Origin of the sequence: Mycolicibacter engbaekii (assembly GCF_002101585.1) — a bacterium.
Classification (GTDB): domain Bacteria; phylum Actinomycetota; class Actinomycetes; order Mycobacteriales; family Mycobacteriaceae; genus Mycobacterium; species Mycobacterium engbaekii.
This window is the reverse complement of the sequence record NZ_LQOT01000042.1, coordinates 123,317-142,528: the sequence shown is the minus strand read 5'-3', so window position 1 is coordinate 142,528 and position 19,212 is coordinate 123,317. Positions and strand designations below refer to the sequence as shown.

At 68.6% G+C, this 19,212-nt stretch carries 20 protein-coding genes and 1 riboswitch; of the genes, 17 read left to right on the top strand and 3 right to left on the bottom strand.

All coding sequences use genetic code 11. The features are described from left to right. Window positions 1-186 precede the first annotated feature (186 nt). A riboswitch (M-box (ykoK) riboswitch) is annotated at window positions 187-371 on the top strand. A 430-nt stretch (window positions 372-801) separates the two neighbouring features. The 7 genes from AWC02_RS13465 (at window position 802) to AWC02_RS13435 (ending at window position 7,112) form a co-directional block, all read left to right on the top strand. Next, window positions 802-1,986, top strand: a complete 1,185-nt coding sequence (locus AWC02_RS13465) for a PPE family protein (RefSeq protein ID WP_085129247.1) — start codon at window positions 802-804, stop codon at window positions 1,984-1,986. 21 nt (window positions 1,987-2,007) lie between these two features. Further along, window positions 2,008-2,721: an MgtC/SapB family protein gene (locus AWC02_RS13460; protein WP_085129246.1), complete on the top strand. Its 714-nt coding sequence runs from the start codon at window positions 2,008-2,010 to the stop codon at window positions 2,719-2,721. Between the two features lie 87 nt (window positions 2,722-2,808). Then, a complete protein-coding gene (locus AWC02_RS13455) occupies window positions 2,809-3,678 on the top strand; it encodes a sterol desaturase family protein (RefSeq protein ID WP_419179260.1) in 870 nt (289 codons plus the stop codon). Between the two features lie 133 nt (window positions 3,679-3,811). Continuing rightward, window positions 3,812-4,381 carry a LysM peptidoglycan-binding domain-containing protein gene (locus AWC02_RS13450; protein ID WP_109561007.1) on the top strand — a complete coding sequence of 190 codons (570 nt, stop codon included), beginning with the start codon at window positions 3,812-3,814 and terminating at the stop codon, window positions 4,379-4,381. 40 nt (window positions 4,382-4,421) lie between these two features. Then, window positions 4,422-5,126, top strand: a complete 705-nt coding sequence (locus tag AWC02_RS13445; RefSeq protein ID WP_085129243.1) for an Rv1815 family serine proteinase — start codon at window positions 4,422-4,424, stop codon at window positions 5,124-5,126. Further along, window positions 5,123-5,626 carry a VOC family protein gene (locus AWC02_RS13440; RefSeq protein ID WP_085129242.1) on the top strand — a complete coding sequence of 168 codons (504 nt, stop codon included), beginning with the start codon at window positions 5,123-5,125 and terminating at the stop codon, window positions 5,624-5,626. The genes AWC02_RS13445 and AWC02_RS13440 overlap by 4 nt, the downstream gene beginning before the upstream one ends. 34 nt (window positions 5,627-5,660) lie before the next feature. Beyond that, window positions 5,661-7,112 carry an FAD-binding protein gene (locus tag AWC02_RS13435; RefSeq protein ID WP_085129241.1) on the top strand — a complete coding sequence of 484 codons (1,452 nt, stop codon included), beginning with the start codon at window positions 5,661-5,663 and terminating at the stop codon, window positions 7,110-7,112. 42 nt (window positions 7,113-7,154) lie between these two features. Here the strand turns inward: AWC02_RS13435 and AWC02_RS13430 are convergent, their stop codons facing one another. After that, window positions 7,155-9,089 (bottom strand): ABC transporter ATP-binding protein/permease, encoded by a 1,935-nt coding sequence (locus tag AWC02_RS13430; protein ID WP_085129240.1) that lies wholly within the window; start codon window positions 9,087-9,089, stop codon window positions 7,155-7,157. Between the two features lie 171 nt (window positions 9,090-9,260). On the opposite strand from AWC02_RS13430, the gene secA2 reads away from it, so the two are divergent. From secA2 to AWC02_RS13380, 10 genes are all read left to right on the top strand, one after another. Further along, window positions 9,261-11,612: an accessory Sec system translocase SecA2 gene (secA2, locus tag AWC02_RS13425; RefSeq protein ID WP_109561000.1), complete on the top strand. Its 2,352-nt coding sequence runs from the start codon at window positions 9,261-9,263 to the stop codon at window positions 11,610-11,612. A 9-nt stretch (window positions 11,613-11,621) separates the two neighbouring features. After that, entirely contained in the window at window positions 11,622-12,224 is a 603-nt protein-coding gene (locus AWC02_RS13420) for a CDP-alcohol phosphatidyltransferase family protein (RefSeq protein WP_085129238.1), read from the top strand. Then, window positions 12,217-13,146 carry a DUF881 domain-containing protein gene (locus AWC02_RS13415; RefSeq protein ID WP_085129237.1) on the top strand — a complete coding sequence of 310 codons (930 nt, stop codon included), beginning with the start codon at window positions 12,217-12,219 and terminating at the stop codon, window positions 13,144-13,146. Before AWC02_RS13420 ends, AWC02_RS13415 begins: the two co-directional genes overlap by 8 nt. Window positions 13,147-13,231: 85 nt before the next feature. Next, window positions 13,232-13,564 (top strand): small basic family protein, encoded by a 333-nt coding sequence (locus tag AWC02_RS13410; protein ID WP_013828851.1) that lies wholly within the window; start codon window positions 13,232-13,234, stop codon window positions 13,562-13,564. 5 nt (window positions 13,565-13,569) lie between these two features. After that, window positions 13,570-14,343: a DUF881 domain-containing protein gene (locus AWC02_RS13405; RefSeq protein ID WP_085129236.1), complete on the top strand. Its 774-nt coding sequence runs from the start codon at window positions 13,570-13,572 to the stop codon at window positions 14,341-14,343. A 28-nt stretch (window positions 14,344-14,371) separates the two neighbouring features. Further along, window positions 14,372-14,785: a glycine cleavage system protein GcvH gene (gene gcvH, locus AWC02_RS13400; RefSeq protein WP_085129235.1), complete on the top strand. Its 414-nt coding sequence runs from the start codon at window positions 14,372-14,374 to the stop codon at window positions 14,783-14,785. Window positions 14,786-14,961: 176 nt separating this feature from the next. Next, window positions 14,962-15,447: a glycogen accumulation regulator GarA gene (gene garA, locus AWC02_RS13395; protein ID WP_046319771.1), complete on the top strand. Its 486-nt coding sequence runs from the start codon at window positions 14,962-14,964 to the stop codon at window positions 15,445-15,447. After that, window positions 15,447-16,181 carry a transcriptional regulator FtsR gene (gene ftsR / locus AWC02_RS13390; protein WP_085129234.1) on the top strand — a complete coding sequence of 245 codons (735 nt, stop codon included), beginning with the start codon at window positions 15,447-15,449 and terminating at the stop codon, window positions 16,179-16,181. The genes garA and ftsR overlap by 1 nt, the downstream gene beginning before the upstream one ends. A 125-nt stretch (window positions 16,182-16,306) precedes the next feature. Beyond that, on the top strand, window positions 16,307-16,801 hold the full coding sequence (locus AWC02_RS13385; RefSeq protein ID WP_085129233.1) for a bifunctional nuclease family protein: 495 nt from the start codon (window positions 16,307-16,309) through the stop codon (window positions 16,799-16,801). Between the two features lie 232 nt (window positions 16,802-17,033). Then, a complete protein-coding gene (locus AWC02_RS13380; RefSeq protein ID WP_085129232.1) occupies window positions 17,034-17,669 on the top strand; it encodes a MerR family transcriptional regulator in 636 nt (211 codons plus the stop codon). An 18-nt stretch (window positions 17,670-17,687) separates the two neighbouring features. Here AWC02_RS13380 and AWC02_RS13375 read toward each other — a convergent pair whose 3' ends face one another. After that, window positions 17,688-18,308, bottom strand: coding sequence for a TetR/AcrR family transcriptional regulator (locus tag AWC02_RS13375; protein ID WP_085129231.1), 621 nt, complete (start codon window positions 18,306-18,308; stop codon window positions 17,688-17,690). After that, a complete protein-coding gene (locus AWC02_RS13370; RefSeq protein ID WP_237160464.1) occupies window positions 18,305-19,210 on the bottom strand; it encodes an oxygenase MpaB family protein in 906 nt (301 codons plus the stop codon). Before AWC02_RS13370 ends, AWC02_RS13375 begins: the two co-directional genes overlap by 4 nt. Window positions 19,211-19,212 lie beyond the last annotated feature (2 nt).

Here is a 19,212-nt window from a genome sequence, read left to right as displayed (position 1 = left end):
CCCCGCAATTTCGCAGCGCGGGGCAGCACACCCACCGGTGTGCTGCCGCGCTTCTTTGTGGGCGGTCCCGATTTCGGTTGGGACGCCAGTGCTTTCCGGCCCCGGTGCAGCGGCTCACAGCAGATCGGCAGCCACTCCGAGGGGCGCCGATTGACCCTATTGCGGTGCTGGTGCACTATGATGGGGCAAGCACCTCGTTAGGTGAGGCGTCTACATGGATATAGGCCACTGACCCCGAACGTCGAAAGACGCCCCGGGTCAGGACAGCTCCTCCCGGATTAAGGGTTGAGCCCAAGTGGCTTCCGGCTCGCGCGTTTACGCGGGCGCGGACACGCCGTGTGGTGCCGAAGCTCTGACGAGAGGGGTGCGGAGTCCGGCCGTCGGCCGGGATACTTCACCTCGTCGTGCTTACGTGCAGGCACCCGCGCGTGCCCAGGCCGAGAGGAGGTGAGAGCGACATTGAGTCCGAGTGATAGTTCCTATCCGAGATCGATGTTCGTTTCCCTCGATCTCGGTACCACTTTCACCGTGTGATTCGTACCGGCGCTGATCTCGTCGACTGGCGTGCCGTCCTGCGGGCGGCGCCAGTCTTCGGCATGTCCTGAAATCGCTTGACAGCTCGATCTTTTCATCGAGCCGGCGATGACTTTGGCGTGCCCGGCTCCGGCATGTCGCCATGACCGGCTGTCCCGATTCCTTTGCCGCCCAAGGGGCGGACGCAACGTCCTTCGGCCAGACCGTGCCTGCACGCCCAGACCACTCGCTTGTGGCAAAAACCACCGATCACAAAGGAGCACTCCCATGGACTTCGGAGCCTTTCCGCCGGAATTCAACTCAGCCCGCATCTACGCCGGACCCGGTTCGGGCCCGATGATCGCCGCCGCGGCGGCCTGGGACAAGTTGGCCGCCGAGCTCACCACCGCCGAGGCCACCTACCAGGCCGTCATCAACGGCCTGGTAGGCGAAGGCTGGATGGGGCCGGCATCGGCCGCGATGGCCGCTGCGGCAGCGCCCTACGTGGCGTGGATGGGAGCGACCGCGGTGCGGGCCGAGCAGGCGGCCGTTCAGGCCAGGGCGGCCGCTGCGTCGTTCGAGGCGGCGCGCGGCATGACGGTGCCGCCGCCTATGGTCGCCGCCAACCGGTCGCAGCTCACTGCGTTGGTGGCCACCAATGTCATCGGCCAGAATGCCGGGGCTATCGCCGCCACCGAAGCGCACTACAGCCAGATGTGGGCGCAGGACGCCACCGCTATGTACAGCTATGCCGCAGCATCGGCGTCGGCGACGAAGGTCACACCGTTCACTGCGCCGCATGAGGTCGCGGACCCGACGGCGCAGGCTACCCAGCAGGCAGCGGTCAGCCAGGCTGCGGGCAACGCGGCCGTGTCTCAGGCGGAGTCCTCTGCGAGTCAGGCGATGTCACAGCTGCCGGCAACCCTGCAGGGAATGGCGTCGCCAGCACCGACCGCAGGGCTCGATGGGTTCTTCGTCGAGCCCGGCGATACCTTGGCCAACGCCGTGACCAACTTGATGAGTAGCTCGTTCAGCCCGATGGGCGCAGCCGCGGTCACCAACTTCGCCGCCGACATGGCGGTGGTGCGTGGCGCCGCCATCGCCGCCGGTGACCCCCTGGGCCTGGGCGCGATCGACCCGTTCACCCCGACCATCCAAGGGCTTGGCGCCGGACTCGGAAACGGAGCGAGCGGGTTGAGCCCTCTCAATATCGCCTCCGGTTCCATGGGTAACGCTCCCAAGGTCGGTGCAATGTCGGTACCGTCGGCGTGGGCTGCCGCCGTGCCGGCCAGCGGACCTGTCGGCGGTGTTGCGGCGACCGGATATGCCGTGTCAGCCCCCGCCGCCCAGGCCGGCGCGGCCGGCATGCCGGGCGTGCCGCTGGCGGCCCCGGGCCAGCGCAGCTACGGGTTCGCCGCGCCGCGCTACGGCTTCAAGCCCACGGTGATGGCTCGGCCGGTGGCAGCCGGCTAGGCATGTGACATCGTTGGGGTCATGCAGACGCTGAGCGTCGCCGAGTTCACACTGCGACTGGCGGTGGGGCTGGGCTGCGGTGCGCTGATCGGGCTGGAACGGCAGTGGCGTGCGCGGATGGCGGGCCTGCGTACCAACGCGCTGGTGGCCGCCGGCGCCACGCTGTTCGTGCTGTACGCGGTTGCCGCCGAGGGCCCCAACTCCACCCGGGTCGCGTCCTACGTCGTCTCCGGGGTGGGATTCCTCGGCGGCGGCGTGATTCTGCGCGAGGGTTTCAACGTCCGCGGCCTCAACACCGCGGCCACCCTGTGGTGCTCGGCGGCGGTGGGCGTGCTGGCCGCGGCCGGGGAACTGGCCTTCGCCCTGATCGGCACCAGCGCGATCGTCGGGACCCACCTGCTGCTGCGGCCGCTGGGCCGGCTCATCGACCGCGACCAGCACGAGGAGGAGGACGAACCGCTGGCGCCCTACCAGGTGCAGGTGGTCTGCCGGCCCAAGGCCGAGAAGTATCTGCGCGCCCAGATCGTGCAGCACACGGCCGGCAATGACCTGATGCTGCGGGGCGTGCACACCGGTCACGCGGGGGAGGACAACATCACGCTCACCGCATCCATGCTGTCGGACAGCCGGGCGCCGGACCGCCTCGAGCGACTGGTCGGCGAACTGTCTCTGCAACCGGGCGTCTACGCGGTGCACTGGCACGCGGGCGACCAGGCCGCCCTGTCGGCAGACTGAAAGCGCGGCCGGCGTTCTAGGCTGGATAACTCGGAGGTGACGACGGTGGATGCGATCGCGAGTGTCTGGTCGGTGCTGCCCGGGCCGATGCGCGACCCGGTGGTGTTCGCGGTGCCCTTCTTCCTGCTGCTGTTGTCGCTGGAATGGTTCGCGGCCCGCAAGCTCGAACAGACCGAGGCGCAGACGGTGCCGGTGGGTGGCTACCGCACGCCGGACGCCTGGGCGAGCATCTCGATGGGCCTGGTCTCGATGGTCACCACCGCCGGATGGAAATTCATCGCCCTGATCGGCTACGCGGCGATCTACACCTACCTGGCGCCGTGGCATCTGTCGCCGACCCGGTGGTACACCTGGGTTATCGCCCTCGTCGGTGTGGACCTGCTCTACTACTGCTATCACCGGATGGCGCACCGGGTCCGGTTCTTCTGGGCGACGCATCAGGCGCACCACTCCAGCCGTTACTTCAACTTCGCCACCGCGCTGCGCCAGAAGTGGAACAACAGCGGCGAGATCCTGATGTGGATTCCGCTGCCGCTGCTGGGCATTCCCCCGTGGATGGTGTTCGCCAGTTTCTCGGTGAGCCTGGTCTACCAGTTCTGGGTGCACACCGAACGCATCGACAAGCTGCCGCGGCCCCTCGAGTTCATCTTCAACACGCCTTCGCACCACCGGGTGCACCACGGCATGGACCCCGAGTATCTGGACCGCAACTACGGCGGGATCCTCATCATCTGGGACCGCCTGTTCGGCACCTTCGCCCCGGAACGGTTCCGCCCGCACTACGGGCTGACCAAGCCGGTGGACACCTTCAACATCGTGACCCTGCAGTTCCACGAATACCGCGCGATCATCGCCGATCTGCGCAGGGCGACACGGTGGCGCGACCGGTTGGGTTACCTGTTCGGGCCGCCCGGTTGGCAGCCCGCCGCCGCCGCGGCGGCCCGCACTGCGGTGTAGTGATCGTCCTGACGTAATGGGGGGCGCACCGGCCGGTGTTCGCCTAGGCTGGCAAGCGTCGCAACGGAGCGACAGCGCCGGCCGAGGTCAGGTCGAGGCGTGCCGACATGAAGGGGAGATTGTGGCACAGAGCTTGGGAGACACGCTCACTGCAGGGAAGAAGCTCGTCAAGGGCGAGTCGCTTACCTCCAACAACGGGGCTTACACCCTGACTTTGCAGGACGACGGCAACCTGGTGCTGGCGGCACGGGGGAAGGCCATCTGGGCGACGGGTACCAACGGCCAGGACGTGGTGCGCGCCGAGGTGCAGACCGACGGCAACTTCGTGCTGTACACCGCCGACAAGCCGATCTGGCACACCGACACCAAGGGCAAGAAGGACGTCAAGCTGGTTCTGCAGGACGACCGCAACCTGGTGCTCTACGCCGCCGACGGCGCGGCCTGGTCCACCAAGACCGAGACCGACGCCCCGCCGCCGGAGGAGCCCAAGGCGCAGGAGCCCGAGGCACCCGCCGAGCAGGCCGCACCGGCCGCACCTGCGGAACCTGCCGCCCGCAAGTACACCGTGGTGGCCGGTGACACCCTGTGGGCCATCGCCGAGCGGTTCTACGGCGACGGCAACAAGTACCCGCAGATCGCGCAGGCAAGCGGTATCGCCAACCCGGATCTGATCCATCCCGGCCAGGAGCTGACGATTCCCTGATCGCCGCGCTATGCCATGGTGTCCTGGTCTGGCCGGACCGATGCCGGTCCTCAAACGAAGGAGTCGACGCTTGCACGGGCTCGTTGCGCGGATGCTGGCGGTGCTGCTGGGGATCGGTGCCGCAGCTGCCGGCCCGGCGGTGGGCCCGGCCCGCGCCGATCGGGTGCTGGTCTATCCGGGGATGGAGATCCGCCAGGACAGCCACGTGTGCACCCTGGGGTACGTCGACCCGGTGCTGCGAGTGGCCTTCAGCGCCGGTCATTGCCGGGGCAGCGGGCACATCACCGACCGGGGCGGAACGGTGATCGGCACCCTGGCGACCTTCCGCGACAACACTCCCAACGGCTCCACGGTCAACACCGACCAGGTCATCGACGATTACGAGGCGATCGTGCTGGTCGACGACGTCGACGTGAACGACTTCCTGCCCGGCGGGGTGCAGCTGCAGGCCGGTGCCGACAGCCTGGTCAACCCCGGCGACCCGGTGTGTCACTTCGGCATTGCCACCGGCGAGACCTGCGGCACCGTCGAACGGGTCAACAACGGCTGGTTCACCATGAGCCGCGGTGTCCGCAGCCAGCAGGGCGACTCCGGGGGACCGGTGTATGTGATGCACGACTCCGGCACGGCCCGGCTGGTGGGACTGTTCAACAGCGTCTGGGGCGAATTCCCCGCCGCGGTCTCGTGGCCGGCGATCGCCCAGCAGGTCCGCGACGACGTCGGCGTCCCGGCACCGCAGCCGTGACCCCGACGCCGCGCCCGCCCGTCCAAATCGCCTGGGTCACCCGTGATCTGGAGGCCACCGAGTCGACTCTGAGCGCACTGCTCGGGGTGCGGAAATGGGTCCGGATGCCCGGCGTGCACTTCGGTCCCGAGGCGTGCACATACCTGGGCGAACCGGCGGATTTCGTTGCCGACATCGCGTTGAGCTACCTCGGCGACATGCAGTTGGAGCTGATCGCGCCGGTGCGCGGGCGCAGCCTCTACGACGACTTCCTGAAGGACGGCCGCGGGCCCGGCCTGCACCATGTCTGCGTCGAGGCCGTCGACCCCGAGGACTTCGAGGCTATGCTGAACGACGCCGCCGAGCAGGGCGCCCAGGTGGTCGCCCGGGGCGTGATGCCCGGGGGCATGTGTTTCGCCTATGTCTCAGCTCCGGACGCCGGCATCCCCTATCTGGAGATCGCCTACATCCCCGCCGAGATCCGGTCGGTCTTCGACTACATCAAACAGCAGCAACGGTGAGTACTGCGTCAGTGACGAGGAGGAAGCGGCGCCCATGAGCACCCAGATCCCGGAACCCACGAGGGCCGAGTCGGTTTCGGCGTGGTCCGACGAAGTCGATGTCGCGGTGATCGGCTTCGGCATCGGTGGCGGCTGCGCGGCGGTCAGCGCCGCGGCGGCCGGGGCCCGGGTGCTGGTGCTGGAACGGGCCGCCGAGGCCGGCGGCACCACCGCCATGGCGGGCGGGCACTTCTACCTCGGCGGAGGTACCGCCGTGCAGGAGGCCACCGGGCATGCCGACTCCGCCGAGGAGATGTACAAGTACCTGGTCGCGGTGTCTCGCGAGCCCGAACATGACAAGATCCGGGCCTACTGCGACGGCAGCGTCGAGCATTTCAACTGGCTCGAGGACCTGGGCATCGCGTTCGAACGCAGCTATTACCCCGAGAAGGCGGTGATTCAGCCCAACACCGAGGGGCTGATGTACACCGGCAACGAGAAGGTGTGGCCGTTTCTCAACGAGGCTGTGCCGGCGCCGCGCGGACACAAGGTTCCGGTGCCCGGCGACACCCAGGGCGCCAAGATGGCAATCGACCTGCTGCTCAAGCGGGCCGACCGGCTCGGGGTGGCGATCCGCTACGAAACCGGCGCCACCGGCCTCATCACCGACGACTCCGGCGCTGTCGTGGGCGTCACCTGGAAGCATTTCGCCGAAAGCGGTGCCATCAAAGCGAAATCGGTGGTGATCGCCGCCGGCGGCTTCGTGATGAACCCGGAGATGGTCGCCCAGTACACGCCGAAGCTGGCGGAGAAACCGTTCGTGCTGGGCAACACCTACGACGACGGCCTGGGTATCCGGATGGGGATGTCGGTGGGCGGGGCCACCAAGCACATGGACCAGATGTTCATCACCGCACCGGTCTACCCGCCCTCGATCCTGCTCACCGGAATCATCGTGAACAAGGAGGGCAAGCGCTTCGTCGCCGAGGACTCCTACCACTCGCGCACCTCGGGTTTCGTCATGGACCAACCCGACAGCGCGGCCTACCTGATCGTCGACGAGGCCCACATGCGCAAGCCGCAGGTGCCCTTGGTGCCGCTGATCGACGGCTGGGAGACGGTGCCGGAAATGGAAGCCGCACTGGGTATTCCCGAGGGAAATCTGGTGGCGACCCTGGACCGCTACAACACGTTCGCGGCCCGCGGCGAGGACCCGGACTTTCACAAGCAGCCGCCGTTTCTGGCGCCGCAGGACAGCGGCCCGTGGGGGGCGTTCGACCTGTCGCTGGGCAAGGCGATGTACGCCGGCTTCACCATCGGCGGGCTGGCGACATCGGTGGACGGCGAAGTGCTGCGCGGCGACGGCCAGCCCGTACCGGGCCTCTACGCCGCGGGGGCGTGTGCGGCCAACATCGCCCAGGACGGCAAGGGCTACGCCAGTGGGACCCAACTGGGCGAAGGCTCGTTCTTCGGCCGGCGCGCCGGGGTGCACGCGGCGACGCGCTGACGACGGCGCGAGCAGCCCCACCCCGGCCCTCGCGGGGAAGGGCTAGACCGGGACGATGTCCCACCGGCCCTGGCCGCGCAGCTCCAGCACATGGCGATGGTGCTGGCGCAGCGTGTGCCGATGGCTGACGCTCACCACGATCGTGTCGGGCAGTTCGGCGCGCAGCAGGCGGTACAGGGTCATCTCCAGGCCTTCGTCGAGCGCCGACGTCGACTCGTCGAGGAACGCCGCCTTGGGCCGGGTCAACAGAATCCGGGCGAACGCCACCCGCTGCTGCTCACCGGGGGAGAGCACCTTGGCCCAGTCTTCGACGTCGTCGAGCCGGTCGAGCAGATTGGGCAGTGACACCTTGACCAGCATCTCGGAGATCTCGGCGTCGGTGACCTCGCCGGCGGCCAGCGGGTAGCACACCACCGAGCGCAGATCGCCCAGCGGGATGTAGGGCAACTGCGAGATGAACATCGTGGCGTTGGCCGCATCCGGACGCCGCAGGGTGCCCGACGCGTAGGGCCACAGTTGGGCCAGGCTGCGCAGCAGCGTGGTCTTGCCGCTGCCCGACGGACCGGAGATCATCAGCGCGTCGCCGACCGCCAGGTGCACATCGAGCGCTTCGACCAGCGGAACTCCGTCGGGCTTGCGCACCTCGACGCCCTCGAGGGTCACGGTGCCGTCCGGGCTGGGTTTGACCAGCAGCTCGGGAAGCTCCCGCGCTTCGCGGTTGGCCTCCACCAGTCCGTGCAGACGGATGATCGAGGCCCGATAGCCCGCGAAGTTGTCGTAGGCGTTGCGGAAGAACGACAGCGAGTCGGAGATGTTGCCGAACGCCGTCGCGGTCTGCGCCACCCCGCCGAACATGATCTGCCCGGAGAACAGCCGCGGCGCCTGAATCACCCACGGCAGCGGCACGATCGCCTGGCTCACCGACAGGTTCCAGCCGGCGAACCCGATGGTCCGGTTCACGAACTTCAGATAGTTGGCGATGATCGCGCGGAAGCGCGTCCGCAACTGGATCCGCTCCGCGAGCTCGCCCCGGTAGAACGCCACCGACTCGGCGGCGTCGCGCACCCGCACCAGCGCATACCGGAAGGCGGCGTTGGTGAGCTCATTGCGGAAGTTCAGCCGGATCAGGGGCCGGCCGATCCAGAACGCGACGACGGTCGCGACTGTCACGTACAGCAGGACGATCAGGAACATCGCGCGCGGAATGTCGACCCCGAACACCGTCAGGGTGCCCGACAGATTCCACAGGATGGCCGTGAAGGACACCACCGTGACCATGGACTGCACGGCGCCGAACAACAGGGTGCTGCCGGTGCCGTTGGCCGGTGCGTTGGCGTTCGCGCCGTTACCCGCGGTGAAGATGTCGATGTCCTGCTGAATCCGCTGGTCGGGGTTGTCCACGGCGCCTTCGATGGCTTCGCCCACGGCGGGGTCCAGCGGGGGCTTGATGAAATGCGCCCGGTAGTAGGCGCGGCCGGACAACCAGTCCCCGGTGAGCCGTTCGGTGAGCCAGATGCGCCAGTTCACCATGAAGTGCTGGGTCAGGTAGATGTCGAGCATCACCCGCGCCACATGCAGCACCGCCATCAGGCTGAAGATGCCGATCGACACCCAGAAGCCGTGCACGCCGGACTGTTTGACGGCCTCGTCGTTGCCGGCGGCGCCCTGGAACGCGGTCTGCAGCGACGAGTACATGTCGTTGCCCTGGTAGCTGAACAGCACGTTGAGCCGGACGGCGGTGATCACCGAGAGCAGCAGCACGCCCAGCATCAGCCAGACCCGCAGGCTGTCGCGGCCGGTGAAGTACGCGCCGCTGATCTCCCAGAACTGGCGTCCCCACCGAGTGGTGACGCGCAGTACGGCCGCCACCGCCACAACACCGAAGGCGCTGATGGTCCAGGCCACGGCGATCCACACCAGCGAATCGGGCAATGCCTGCGCCCAGTCGATGGATGGAGTGAACAGCTTCGAATCCACTGCTGAAGTCTCCTTGCCGCCCCTGCCGCCGCAACCGCGTCGGGGCCGGTATCCGAATCGAGAAATCCCGTGCGAAACCTACCCCAGCTGTGCCCGGTCGCGCCGGATAAGCAATGCCGCACCCCCGGTGCCCCCGGCCTCGCGGTGGCGGCCACCGCGTACCGTTGTGCTGTGGCTAACACCTCCAAGACTGTCTCCGGAACGCGATCCAAGTCGGGTCGGCTCAGCGGGAAATTCTGGAAACTGCTGGGCGCCAGCACCGAGAAGAACCAGAGTCGCTCGATGGCCGAGGTCACGGCGGCCGCCGAATACGCCAAGAAGGCCGCGGGGCTCGACGACGAACAACTGCGCAAAGCCGCGCAACTGCTCAAACTCAAAGACCTGGCCGACTCGCCAGACATCCCGCAGTTCTTGGCGATCGCCCGCGAGGCCGCCGAGCGCAGCATCGGGATGCGGCCGTTCGACGTCCAGCTGCAGGGGGCGCTGCGGATGCTGGCCGGGGATGTGGTCGAGATGGCCACCGGTGAGGGCAAGACGCTCTCCGGTGCGATCGCCGCCGCCGGCTACGCCATCGGCGGCCGGCACGTGCACGTGGTCACCATCAACGACTACCTGGCCCGGCGCGACGCCGAGTGGATGGGGCCGCTGCTGGAAGCACTCGGCGTCTCCGTCGGATGGATCACCGAGGAATCCACCGCGGCCGAGCGGCGTGCGGCCTACCAGTGCGACGTCACCTACGCCTCGATCAACGAAATCGGCTTCGACGTCCTGCGTGACCAGCTGGTCACCGACGTCGAGGACCTGGTCTCGCCCAACCCCGACGTCGCACTGATCGACGAGGCCGACTCGGTGCTGGTCGACGAAGCGCTGGTGCCGCTGGTGCTGGCCGGCACCACCCACCGGGAGACCCCCCGGATGGAGATCGTCGAGCTGGTCGGCCGGCTCACGCCGGGCCGGGACTACGACTCCGACGAGGACCGGCGCAACATCCACCTCACCGAGGCCGGCGCACGAAAGGTCGAGAAGGCGCTCGGCGGCATCGACCTGTACTCCGAGGAGCATGTGGTCTCCACGCTGACCGAGATCAACGTGGCCCTGCACGCCCACGTGCTGCTGCAGCGCGACGTGCACTACATCGTCCGCGACGGCAAGGTGCAGCTGATCAACGCCTCCCGCGGCCGGATCGCCACCCTGCAGCGCTGGCCGGACGGCCTGCAGGCCGCGGTGGAGGCCAAGGAGGGCATCGAGACCACCGAGACCGGTGAGGTGCTCGACACCATCACGGTGCAGGCCCTGGTCAACCGGTATCCCACCGTGTGCGGCATGACCGGGACGGCGCTGGCGGCCGGCGAGCAGCTGCGCCAGTTCTACCAGCTGGGTGTCTCGCCGATCCCGCCGAACATGCCCAACATCCGCGAAGACGAGGCCGACCGGGTCTACATCACCGCCGCGGCCAAGAACGACGCCATCGTCGCCCACATCGTCGAGGTGCACGCCACCGGGCAGCCGGTGCTGGTCGGAACCCATGACGTCGCCGAATCCGAGGAACTGTGCGAGCGGCTGCGCAGGCGCGGTGTCCCGGCGGTGGTCCTCAACGCCAAGAACGACGCCGAGGAGGCCACGGTGATCGCCGAGGCCGGCAAGCTCGGAGTGGTCACCGTCTCCACCCAGATGGCCGGCCGGGGCACCGACATCCGGCTGGGCGGCTCGGACGAGGCCGACCACGACCAGATCGTCGAACTCGGCGGGCTGCACGTGATCGGCACCGGTCGCCAGCACACCCAGCGACTCGACAACCAGCTGCGCGGCCGGGCCGGCCGCCAGGGCGACCCCGGCTCGTCGGTGTTCTTCTCCAGCTGGGAAGACGACGTCGCCGCGACCAACCTGGAAGCCAACAAGCTCCCGACCGAGACCGACGAGGACGGCCGGATCCTGAGCCCCAAGGCCGCCGGGTTGCTCGATCACGCGCAGCGCATCGCCGAGGGCAAGCTCCTCGACATTCACGCCAACACCTGGCGCTACAACCAGCTGATCGCCCAGCAGCGCGCCATCATCGTGGAGCGCCGCAACACGCTGCTGTCCACCCCGGCGGCCCGCGAGGAGCTGGCCGAGCTCACCCCGAAGCGGTACGCCGAACTGACCAAGCAGCTGGGGGAGGACGCCGAGGCCAAGCTGGAGAAGATCTGCCGGCTGATCATGCTGTATCACCTCGACCGCGGCTGGGCCGACCACCTGGCCTACCTGGCCGACATCCGGGAGAGCATCCACCTGCGCGCGCTGGGCCGCCAGAACCCGCTCGACGAGTTCCACCGGTTGGCCCTGGACGCGTTCGCCTCGCTGGCCGCCGACGCCATCGAGGCATCCCAGCAGACCCTGGAGACCTCGGACGCGATCGAGTCCGAGCCCGGTGTCGACCTGTCGAAGCTGGCGCGGCCCACCTCGACGTGGACCTACATGGTTCGGGACAACCCGCTCAGCGACGACAGCATGGATGCGCTGAGCCTGCCCGGGATCTTCCGCTAGGGGGCCGGCATGCCTGCCGCGTCGGGCTCCGAGCAAACCCAAGACCGGGTGCTGACGGTCCCCAACGTCATCAGCCTGGCCCGTCTGGGGTTGATCGGCGTCTTCCTCTACCTGCTGCTGGTCGCCCGTGCGGACGGGCCGGCCGTGGTGATCCTGATGCTCAGCGGTGCCTCGGACTGGGTCGACGGCAAACTGGCCCGGCTGCTGAATCAGTCCTCGGCGCTGGGCGCCCTGCTGGACCCGGCCATCGACCGGCTCTACATGATCGCCATTCCGCTCGCCTTCGGGGTGCGCGGACTGGTGCCCTGGGCGGTGATCGCCACGCTGCTGGCCCGCGACCTGCTGCTGGCCGCGACCCTGCCGGTGCTGCGCAGCCGCGGACTGACGGCGCTGCCGGTGACCTATGTCGGCAAGGCGGGCACCTTCGCGCTGATGTCGGCGTTCCCGTTGATCCTGCTGGGGCAGTGGGACACGCTGGCCAGCCGGGTGGTGCTGTCGGCCGGCTGGGGTTTCCTGATCTGGGGTCTGGGCATGTACCTGTGGGCTTTCGTGCTCTACCTGCTCCAGGTGCGGCTGGTGGTGCGCACCATGCCGAAGGTCTCCGGTGGCTGAACCGTTCTTCGCGCTCAGCGGCTACGACGCCCAGGGCGCTTCGGGTGCCCACGCGGCGGGGCCGCAGCGGTTCGCGGTGCCATCCCTGCTGCGCTCACTGCTGTCCGAACACCTCGATCCGGGCTATGCCGCGGCGGCCGCCCGGCGCCAGCACCGTGCCGGGCCCGCCACGGCCGGCACCCGGACAGCCGGCTGGGTCTGGGAGGCCGCGGCGGCGCTGCTGCTGGCGGCTGTCTTCGCCCTGGCCGTTGCGCAGGCCCGCCTGGTGGCACCCGGCGAGCGCGATGCCCAACAGGTGCTGGCGACCAATGTGCGGGCAGCTGAGGGCGCCACCGGCAAGCTGGTCGACAAACGCGACGGCTACGCCAACCGCGTCGACGAACTGCGCCGGCACCGGCTGGCCGACGATGCCCAGGGACGCAGCGTGCTGGCCGGTCTGGACGCGCTCAGCCTGGAGAGCGGGAGCACCCGGGTGACCGGCCCCGGGGTCACCATCACCGTGACCGACCCCGGCGCCGGGCGAAACCTCTCCGATGCCTCCAAACAACGGGTGTCCGGCAGCCAGCAGATCATCTTGGACCGCGACCTGCAGTTGGTGGTCAACTCGCTGTGGGCCAGCGGCGCCGAGGCCATCGCCGTCGGCGACGTGCGCATCGGACCCAACGTCACGATCCGGCAGGCCGGCGGCGCCATCCTGGTCGACAACAAGCCCATCAGCAGTCCCTACACCGTGCAGGCCATCGGAGCGCCCCGGGAACTGCGCAACGCCTTCGACCGCAGCCCCGGGCTCTACCGCTTGCGGCTGCTGGAGGCGTCCTACGGGGTGGTGGTTCGCGTCGACGGCCGCAGCACCGGCGACATCACCCTGCCGGCCGGATCGGTGCGAGATGTCCGGTTCGCCCGACAATTAGGGGCGTCGTGACGCAAGCTTGCGCTGCGGGACGCGGTGTCGCCGGTGTGTGGTTACCCCCCCAGGGGCGGGGTCGGGAGGCTGGAGTGATTCTTCGATGATCGGTATCGCGGCGCTGATCGCCGGCATCGTGCTGGGGCTGGTCTTTCATCCCAGCGTTCCCGAGGTGGTGCAACCGTATCTGCCGATAGCCGTCGTGGCGGCGCTCGACGCCGTGTTCGGTGGCCTGCGCGCCTACCTCGAGCGCATCTTCGACGCGAAGGTGTTCGTCGTATCGTTCGTGTTCAACGTCCTGGTCGCGGCCCTGATCGTGTATCTCGGGGACCAGCTGGGAGTCGGCACCCAGCTCTCGACGGCGATCATCGTGGTGCTGGGCATCCGCATCTTCGGCAACGCCGCAGCGCTGCGGCGGCGACTGTTCGGGGCCTGAGGTCCATGAGTAGCACCGACCCGGTGCCGCACGGCAGGCACGAGTTGCCGCAGCCGGACCACGGCGATGGCGGACCGTCCGGGCGTGGCCCCTCCGGACCACTGTTCAGCGTGCTGGGGTTGCTGCTGTGCCTGCTGCTGGGAGTGGCGATTGTCACCCAGGTCCGCCAGAACGACTCCGAGGACGCCCTGGAGGCGGCCCGGCCCGCCGACCTGCTGGTGCTGCTGGATTCGCTGCGCCAGCGCGAGGCCACGCTCAACACCGAGATCTCCGAATTGCAGCAGACGCTCGACGCGCTGCAGGAGTCCGGCAGCAGCGACCAGGCCGCCATCGAAAACGCCCAGGCGCGGCTGTCAGCTCTGGCGATCATGATCGGCACCGTGGGAGCGGTCGGACCGGGAGTGGTGATCACCGTCGACGATCCGGCCCGCGGTGTCGCCCCCGAGACGATGCTCGACGTGATCAACGAGCTGCGGGCGGCCGGCGCGGAGGCGATGGAGGTCCGCGACGACACCAAGGCGGTGCGGATCGGGGTGGACTCGTGGGTGGCCGGCACGCCCGGCGCGCTGGAGTTCGACGGCACCGCGTTGACGCCCCCGTATTCGGTTCTGGCCATTGGAGATCCCCCCACGCTGGCCGCCGCCATGAACATTCCCGGCGGGGCCGTCGACAGCGTCAGGCGGCTGGGCGGCGCCATGGGAGTGCAGCAGACCGAGCATGTGGAGGTGACCGTGTTGCGGCAACCGAAACCCCGCCAATACGCTCAGCCAGTCAAGTGAGCCCGACCGCGCAAGGAGCACGATCACTGTGAGCTCGGAAAGTTTAGTTCCCGCCGACCTGTACTACACCGCTGAGCACGAGTGGGTTCGCCGCACCGGCCCGGACACCGTCCAGGTGGGCATCACCGATTTCGCGCAGGCGGCCCTGGGTGACGTCGTCTTCGTGCAGTTGCCCGCCGCGGGCACCGGGGTCAGCGCCGGCGAGCCGTTCGGCGAGGTGGAGTCCACCAAGTCGGTCTCGGACCTGTATGCCCCGATCACCGCGTCGGTGAGCGCGGTCAACGCCGAACTGGACGCCAACCCCCAATTGGTGAACTCCGACCCCTATGGCGCCGGCTGGTTGGTGGAACTGCAGGTGGCCAACGCGGATTCGGCGGCGCTGGAGCAGAGTCTGTCGGGGTTGTTGTCCGCCGACGCCTACCGCGCGACGCTGTCGGAATGACGATTGTTAACCTGCCTGCCGGGACGCGCCGGGTATCCGACGACATGATCCCGCGGTGCGGGGGACATGACGGTCCGCTGCGCGGTACGGTCGACTCAACGATTCAGGGTTGGGCGCAAGAGATGTCCGGCGGGCGCGACCAGGTAGCCACAACAGCGGCCAGTGAGGAGTAGCGGGTGACGCAGAAGGACCCGGCGACGGGGCAAGACCAGGCAGGCGACGAGGTCACGGTGGAAACCACATCGGTTTTCCGCGCTGACTTCCTCAGCGAACTCGACGCCCCCGCGCAGGCGGGCGGCGAGAGCCTGACCTCAGGCGTGGAGGGGCTGCCTGTGGGTTCGGCGCTGCTGGTCGTCAAGCGTGGTCCCAACGCCGGATCGCGGTTCCTGCTGGACCAGCCGGTCACCGCGGCCGGCCGCCACCCCGACAGCGACATCTTCCTCGACGACGTCACGGTCAGCCGCCGGCACGCCGAGTTCCGGCTGGAGGGCAACGAGTTTCAGGTCGTCGACGTCGGCAGCCTCAACGGCACCTACGTCAACCGGGAGCCGGTCGACTCGGCCGTTCTGGTCAACGGTGACGAGGTGCAGGTGGGCAAGTTCCGCCTGGTGTTCCTGACCGGCCCGAAGACGGGTGAAGCCGAGGCCGGGCCGGGCAGCTAGTGAGCGCGCCCGACAGCCCTGAATTGGCCGGGATGTCGATCGGAGCCGTGCTCGACCTGCTCCGGAAGGATTTTCCCGATGTCACGGTCTCCAAGATTCGCTTCCTGGAGACCGAGGGGCTCGTCATGCCGCAGCGGTCGGCGTCCGGCTACCGCCGGTTCAGCGCCTATGACTGCGCCAGGTTGCGGTACGTGCTGACCGCGCAACGCGACCAGTACCTGCCGTTGAAGGTGATCAAGGCGCGGCTGGACTCCGAACCGGATGGCGCGCTGCCCTCGCCCGACTCGCCCTACCCAGCGCCGCGCCTGGTCGCGGCGGACGGCTCGGCTGCCGGTGCGACCGCGCTGCCCACGCCGCCCCGCCAGGTCCGGCTGAGCCGCGAGGATCTGCTGGCGCGGTCGGGCGGCGATGACGCGCTGCTGACGGCTTTGGTCAGGTCCGGTGTGATCACCGCCGGGCCGGGCGGGCTGTTCGACGAGCACGCGGTCGTCATCGTCCAGTGCGCGCGGGGCCTGGCCGACTTCGGCGTGGAACCGCGGCACCTGCGGGCTTTCCGGTCCGCGGCCGACCGGCAGTCCGACCTGATCGCCCAGATCGCCGGACCGCTGGTCAAGGGCGGCAAGGCGGGCGCCCGGGACCGGGCCGACGACTTGGCGCGCGAGGTCGCGGCGCTGGCGATCGCCCTGCACACCGCGCTGCTCAAGTCTGCGGTACACGACGTACTGCACGGCTGAGGACTAGACTTCCCTGGACGGCTCGTTGCGCGACATGCGGTTCTGGCGACCGGGGGTTACGCGGCGAGTCATACTGGGACGCATAAGGACTTGGGACACCGGCGAGCGCGGAGGGCTGACTGGAGATGGGTGAAGTACGCGTGGTCGGCATCCGCGTCGAGCAGCCGCAGAACCAGCCGGTGCTGCTGCTGCGTGAGGCTGACGGTGACCGATATCTCCCGATTTGGATCGGGCAGGCCGAAGCTGCCGCCATCGCCCTGGAACAGCAGGGTGTGGAACCGGCCCGGCCCCTGACCCACGACCTGATCCGCGACCTGATCGGCGCGCTCGGACACTCGCTCAAGGAGGTCCGAATCGTCGACCTGCAGGAGGGCACCTTCTACGCCGACCTGATCTTCGACCGCGACATCACCGTCTCGGCGCGCCCGTCGGACTCGGTGGCGATCGCGCTGCGGGTGGGCGTGCCGATCTATGTCGAGGAAGCGGTGCTGGCCGAGGCCGGCCTGTTGATTCCCGACGAGGGCGACGACGAGAGCTCCGGTGCGGTACGCGAAGACGAGGTGGAGAAGTTCAAGGAATTCCTCGATAGCGTGTCGCCCGACGATTTCAAAGCAACCTGACCCGGCGCGGCGGCCTCAGCCTCGTCACAGATACGTCTCATCTCTCCGCGTCAACACGACACGCCCATCCGGAAGCGACACGCGGAAATCGCAAGCGCCATACTTGAGCCACGGCGGGAACAACTGCACAGCAGCTCGTCGAACGGCGTATGCTCACGACCAACTCGGGCAAGAGCAAACGCGGCCACCGGCCAGCCAGTGGCAACGAGCGCGATCGGCGAGAGGAAGCAGCGTGGGCGACCAACCGGGGCAGGAACAGCTGGACTTCACAGGTCAGTCCGACACGGGTGACCGCGAGGTCCCGGCGGCTCCGGCCGCCGTCGAACAACCCGTTCAGGGCGGTCTGTTCCCCGACGACTCCGTTCCCGACGAACTCGTGGGCTACCGCGGCCCCAGTGCCTGCCAGATCGCCGGCATCACCTACCGCCAGCTCGACTACTGGGCTCGCACCTCGCTGGTGGTGCCCTCCATCCGCGGCGCGGCCGGCTCGGGCAGCCAGCGGCTGTACTCGTTCAAAGACATCCTGGTGCTCAAGATCGTCAAGCGACTGCTCGACACCGGAATCTCCTTGCACAACATCCGAATCGCCGTCGACCACCTGCGTGAGCGCGGGGTACAGGATCTCGCCAACATCACGCTGTTCTCCGACGGCACCACCGTCTATGAATGCACCTCGGCCGAAGAAGTCGTGGACCTGCTGCAGGGCGGCCAGGGCGTGTTCGGCATCGCGGTATCCGGGGCGATGCGGGAGCTGACCGGGGTGATCTCGGAGTTCCCCGGCGAGCGCGCCGACGGCGGCGAGTCGATCGCCGCGCCGGAAGACGAGCTGGCCAGCCGGCGCAAGTTCCGCGACCGCAAAACCGGCTAGAGGCCCGCAGCCCCGGATTTATCCGGCGGCGCGCTCGGCCATCGGCGTGAGCACTTCGTGGGCGAAGCGGCGCAGGGCCGCGTCATCGCGAAAGTCCGGGTCGGTGGACGGCATCGAGACATAGGTGAGGAACAGCCGGGCGAATACGTCGGCCACCCAGCGCACCGACTGGCTGGGGCTGCCGGGGGAGTCGCCGTGCAGGTAATTGGCGATGAACGCCGAGCCCATCGCCAGCAGATCCGTGGAGTCGGCGGCCGGCGGCGACCCGAACTGCCCGGCCCGGCTCAGCATCGGGTGCTCGCGGGTGAAGGCCACGGCGGCCACGAAGGCCTCGGCGACACCATGCGGTTCGGGCGTGCTGTCGATGGCATGGGCCACCGTCGCGAGAAAGCGCTGCGTCTCCCGGTGGATGAGCGCCTGGATCAGGTCCTCGCGCCGCGGATAGCGGCGGTAAGCCGTCATCCGCGAGACGCCCGCGCGCCGCACCACGTCCTCGATGGTGATGCGTCGCAGTCCCACCGTCGCGGCCTCCTGAACCGCCGCGTCGAGGATGCGCTCGGCGGTCGGGTCGGTGGCGCGCGCGGCGGGCGATCCGGCTACCGCCTGGCCGATCACCGTGACGAACTGCGGCTCGATCATGGCGTGGCCGCGGTCGCGGCGCCGACACCAGAGCGCTCGAAGGCCAACCGCGCATAGGGCGGCGTCCCGAATGCCCACCGGATGCGGCGGGCGTCGAACTGCAGTGCCGGGCCGATGAGCCGCCGCGACAGCGCCGACGGGCGGTCGAAACCAATCAGTTCGCGCGCCCACTGCGGCGCATAGCTCATGCCCGAATACATGGTGAATCGGTGCAGGGCGCCCTCGAGCGGGCCGGGCAGTTCGGGGAAGAAGGGGGAGGTGAGCAGGAACTCGATGAACTCGCGGGTCTGGGCGTTGACGCTCAGCTGCGGGCGCATCCGGGCGACGTAGTCCTCGAGTTCCGGCATGGTCGAGGGCACCCACTCGGCGCCGGCCATGAGACCGATCGTGGCCTGCTCGGTCAGATAGCGGTCACGCTCCTGCGGGCTCAGCTGCCGATTCGTGCGCTCGAATGCCCGCATGATCATCCAGGGAATGCAGGTATGCACCCAGGTCAGCAGTTCGGGGTCCAGTGCCCGGTAGGCCACCCCGTCGGGCCGGTTGCCGGTCACGTGGGCGTGAATGGACTTGACCTGCTCGATCAGTTGCGTTGCGGCGTCGGTATTGCCGAAGGTCGTGGTCAACACGTAGCCCAGCGTGGTGCGGGCGCGGCGGAACGGATCCTCGCGGTAGCTGGAGAGGTCCTGCACGCCGGCGATCACCGACGGATGCAGAATCTCCAGCACGATCGCGGGCAGTCCGGCCTGCGCCACCGCGGCCAGGTCGGCGTTGACCTCCCAGGACACGCTGCCCGGACCGATCAGACCCGGGTCGCCCGGGCGGCCGCCATAGACCCGGGGATCGTTATGGCGACCGACGATTCCGGTGAAATCGTCGACGATGCGCTGTCGCAATGTGCCCATGA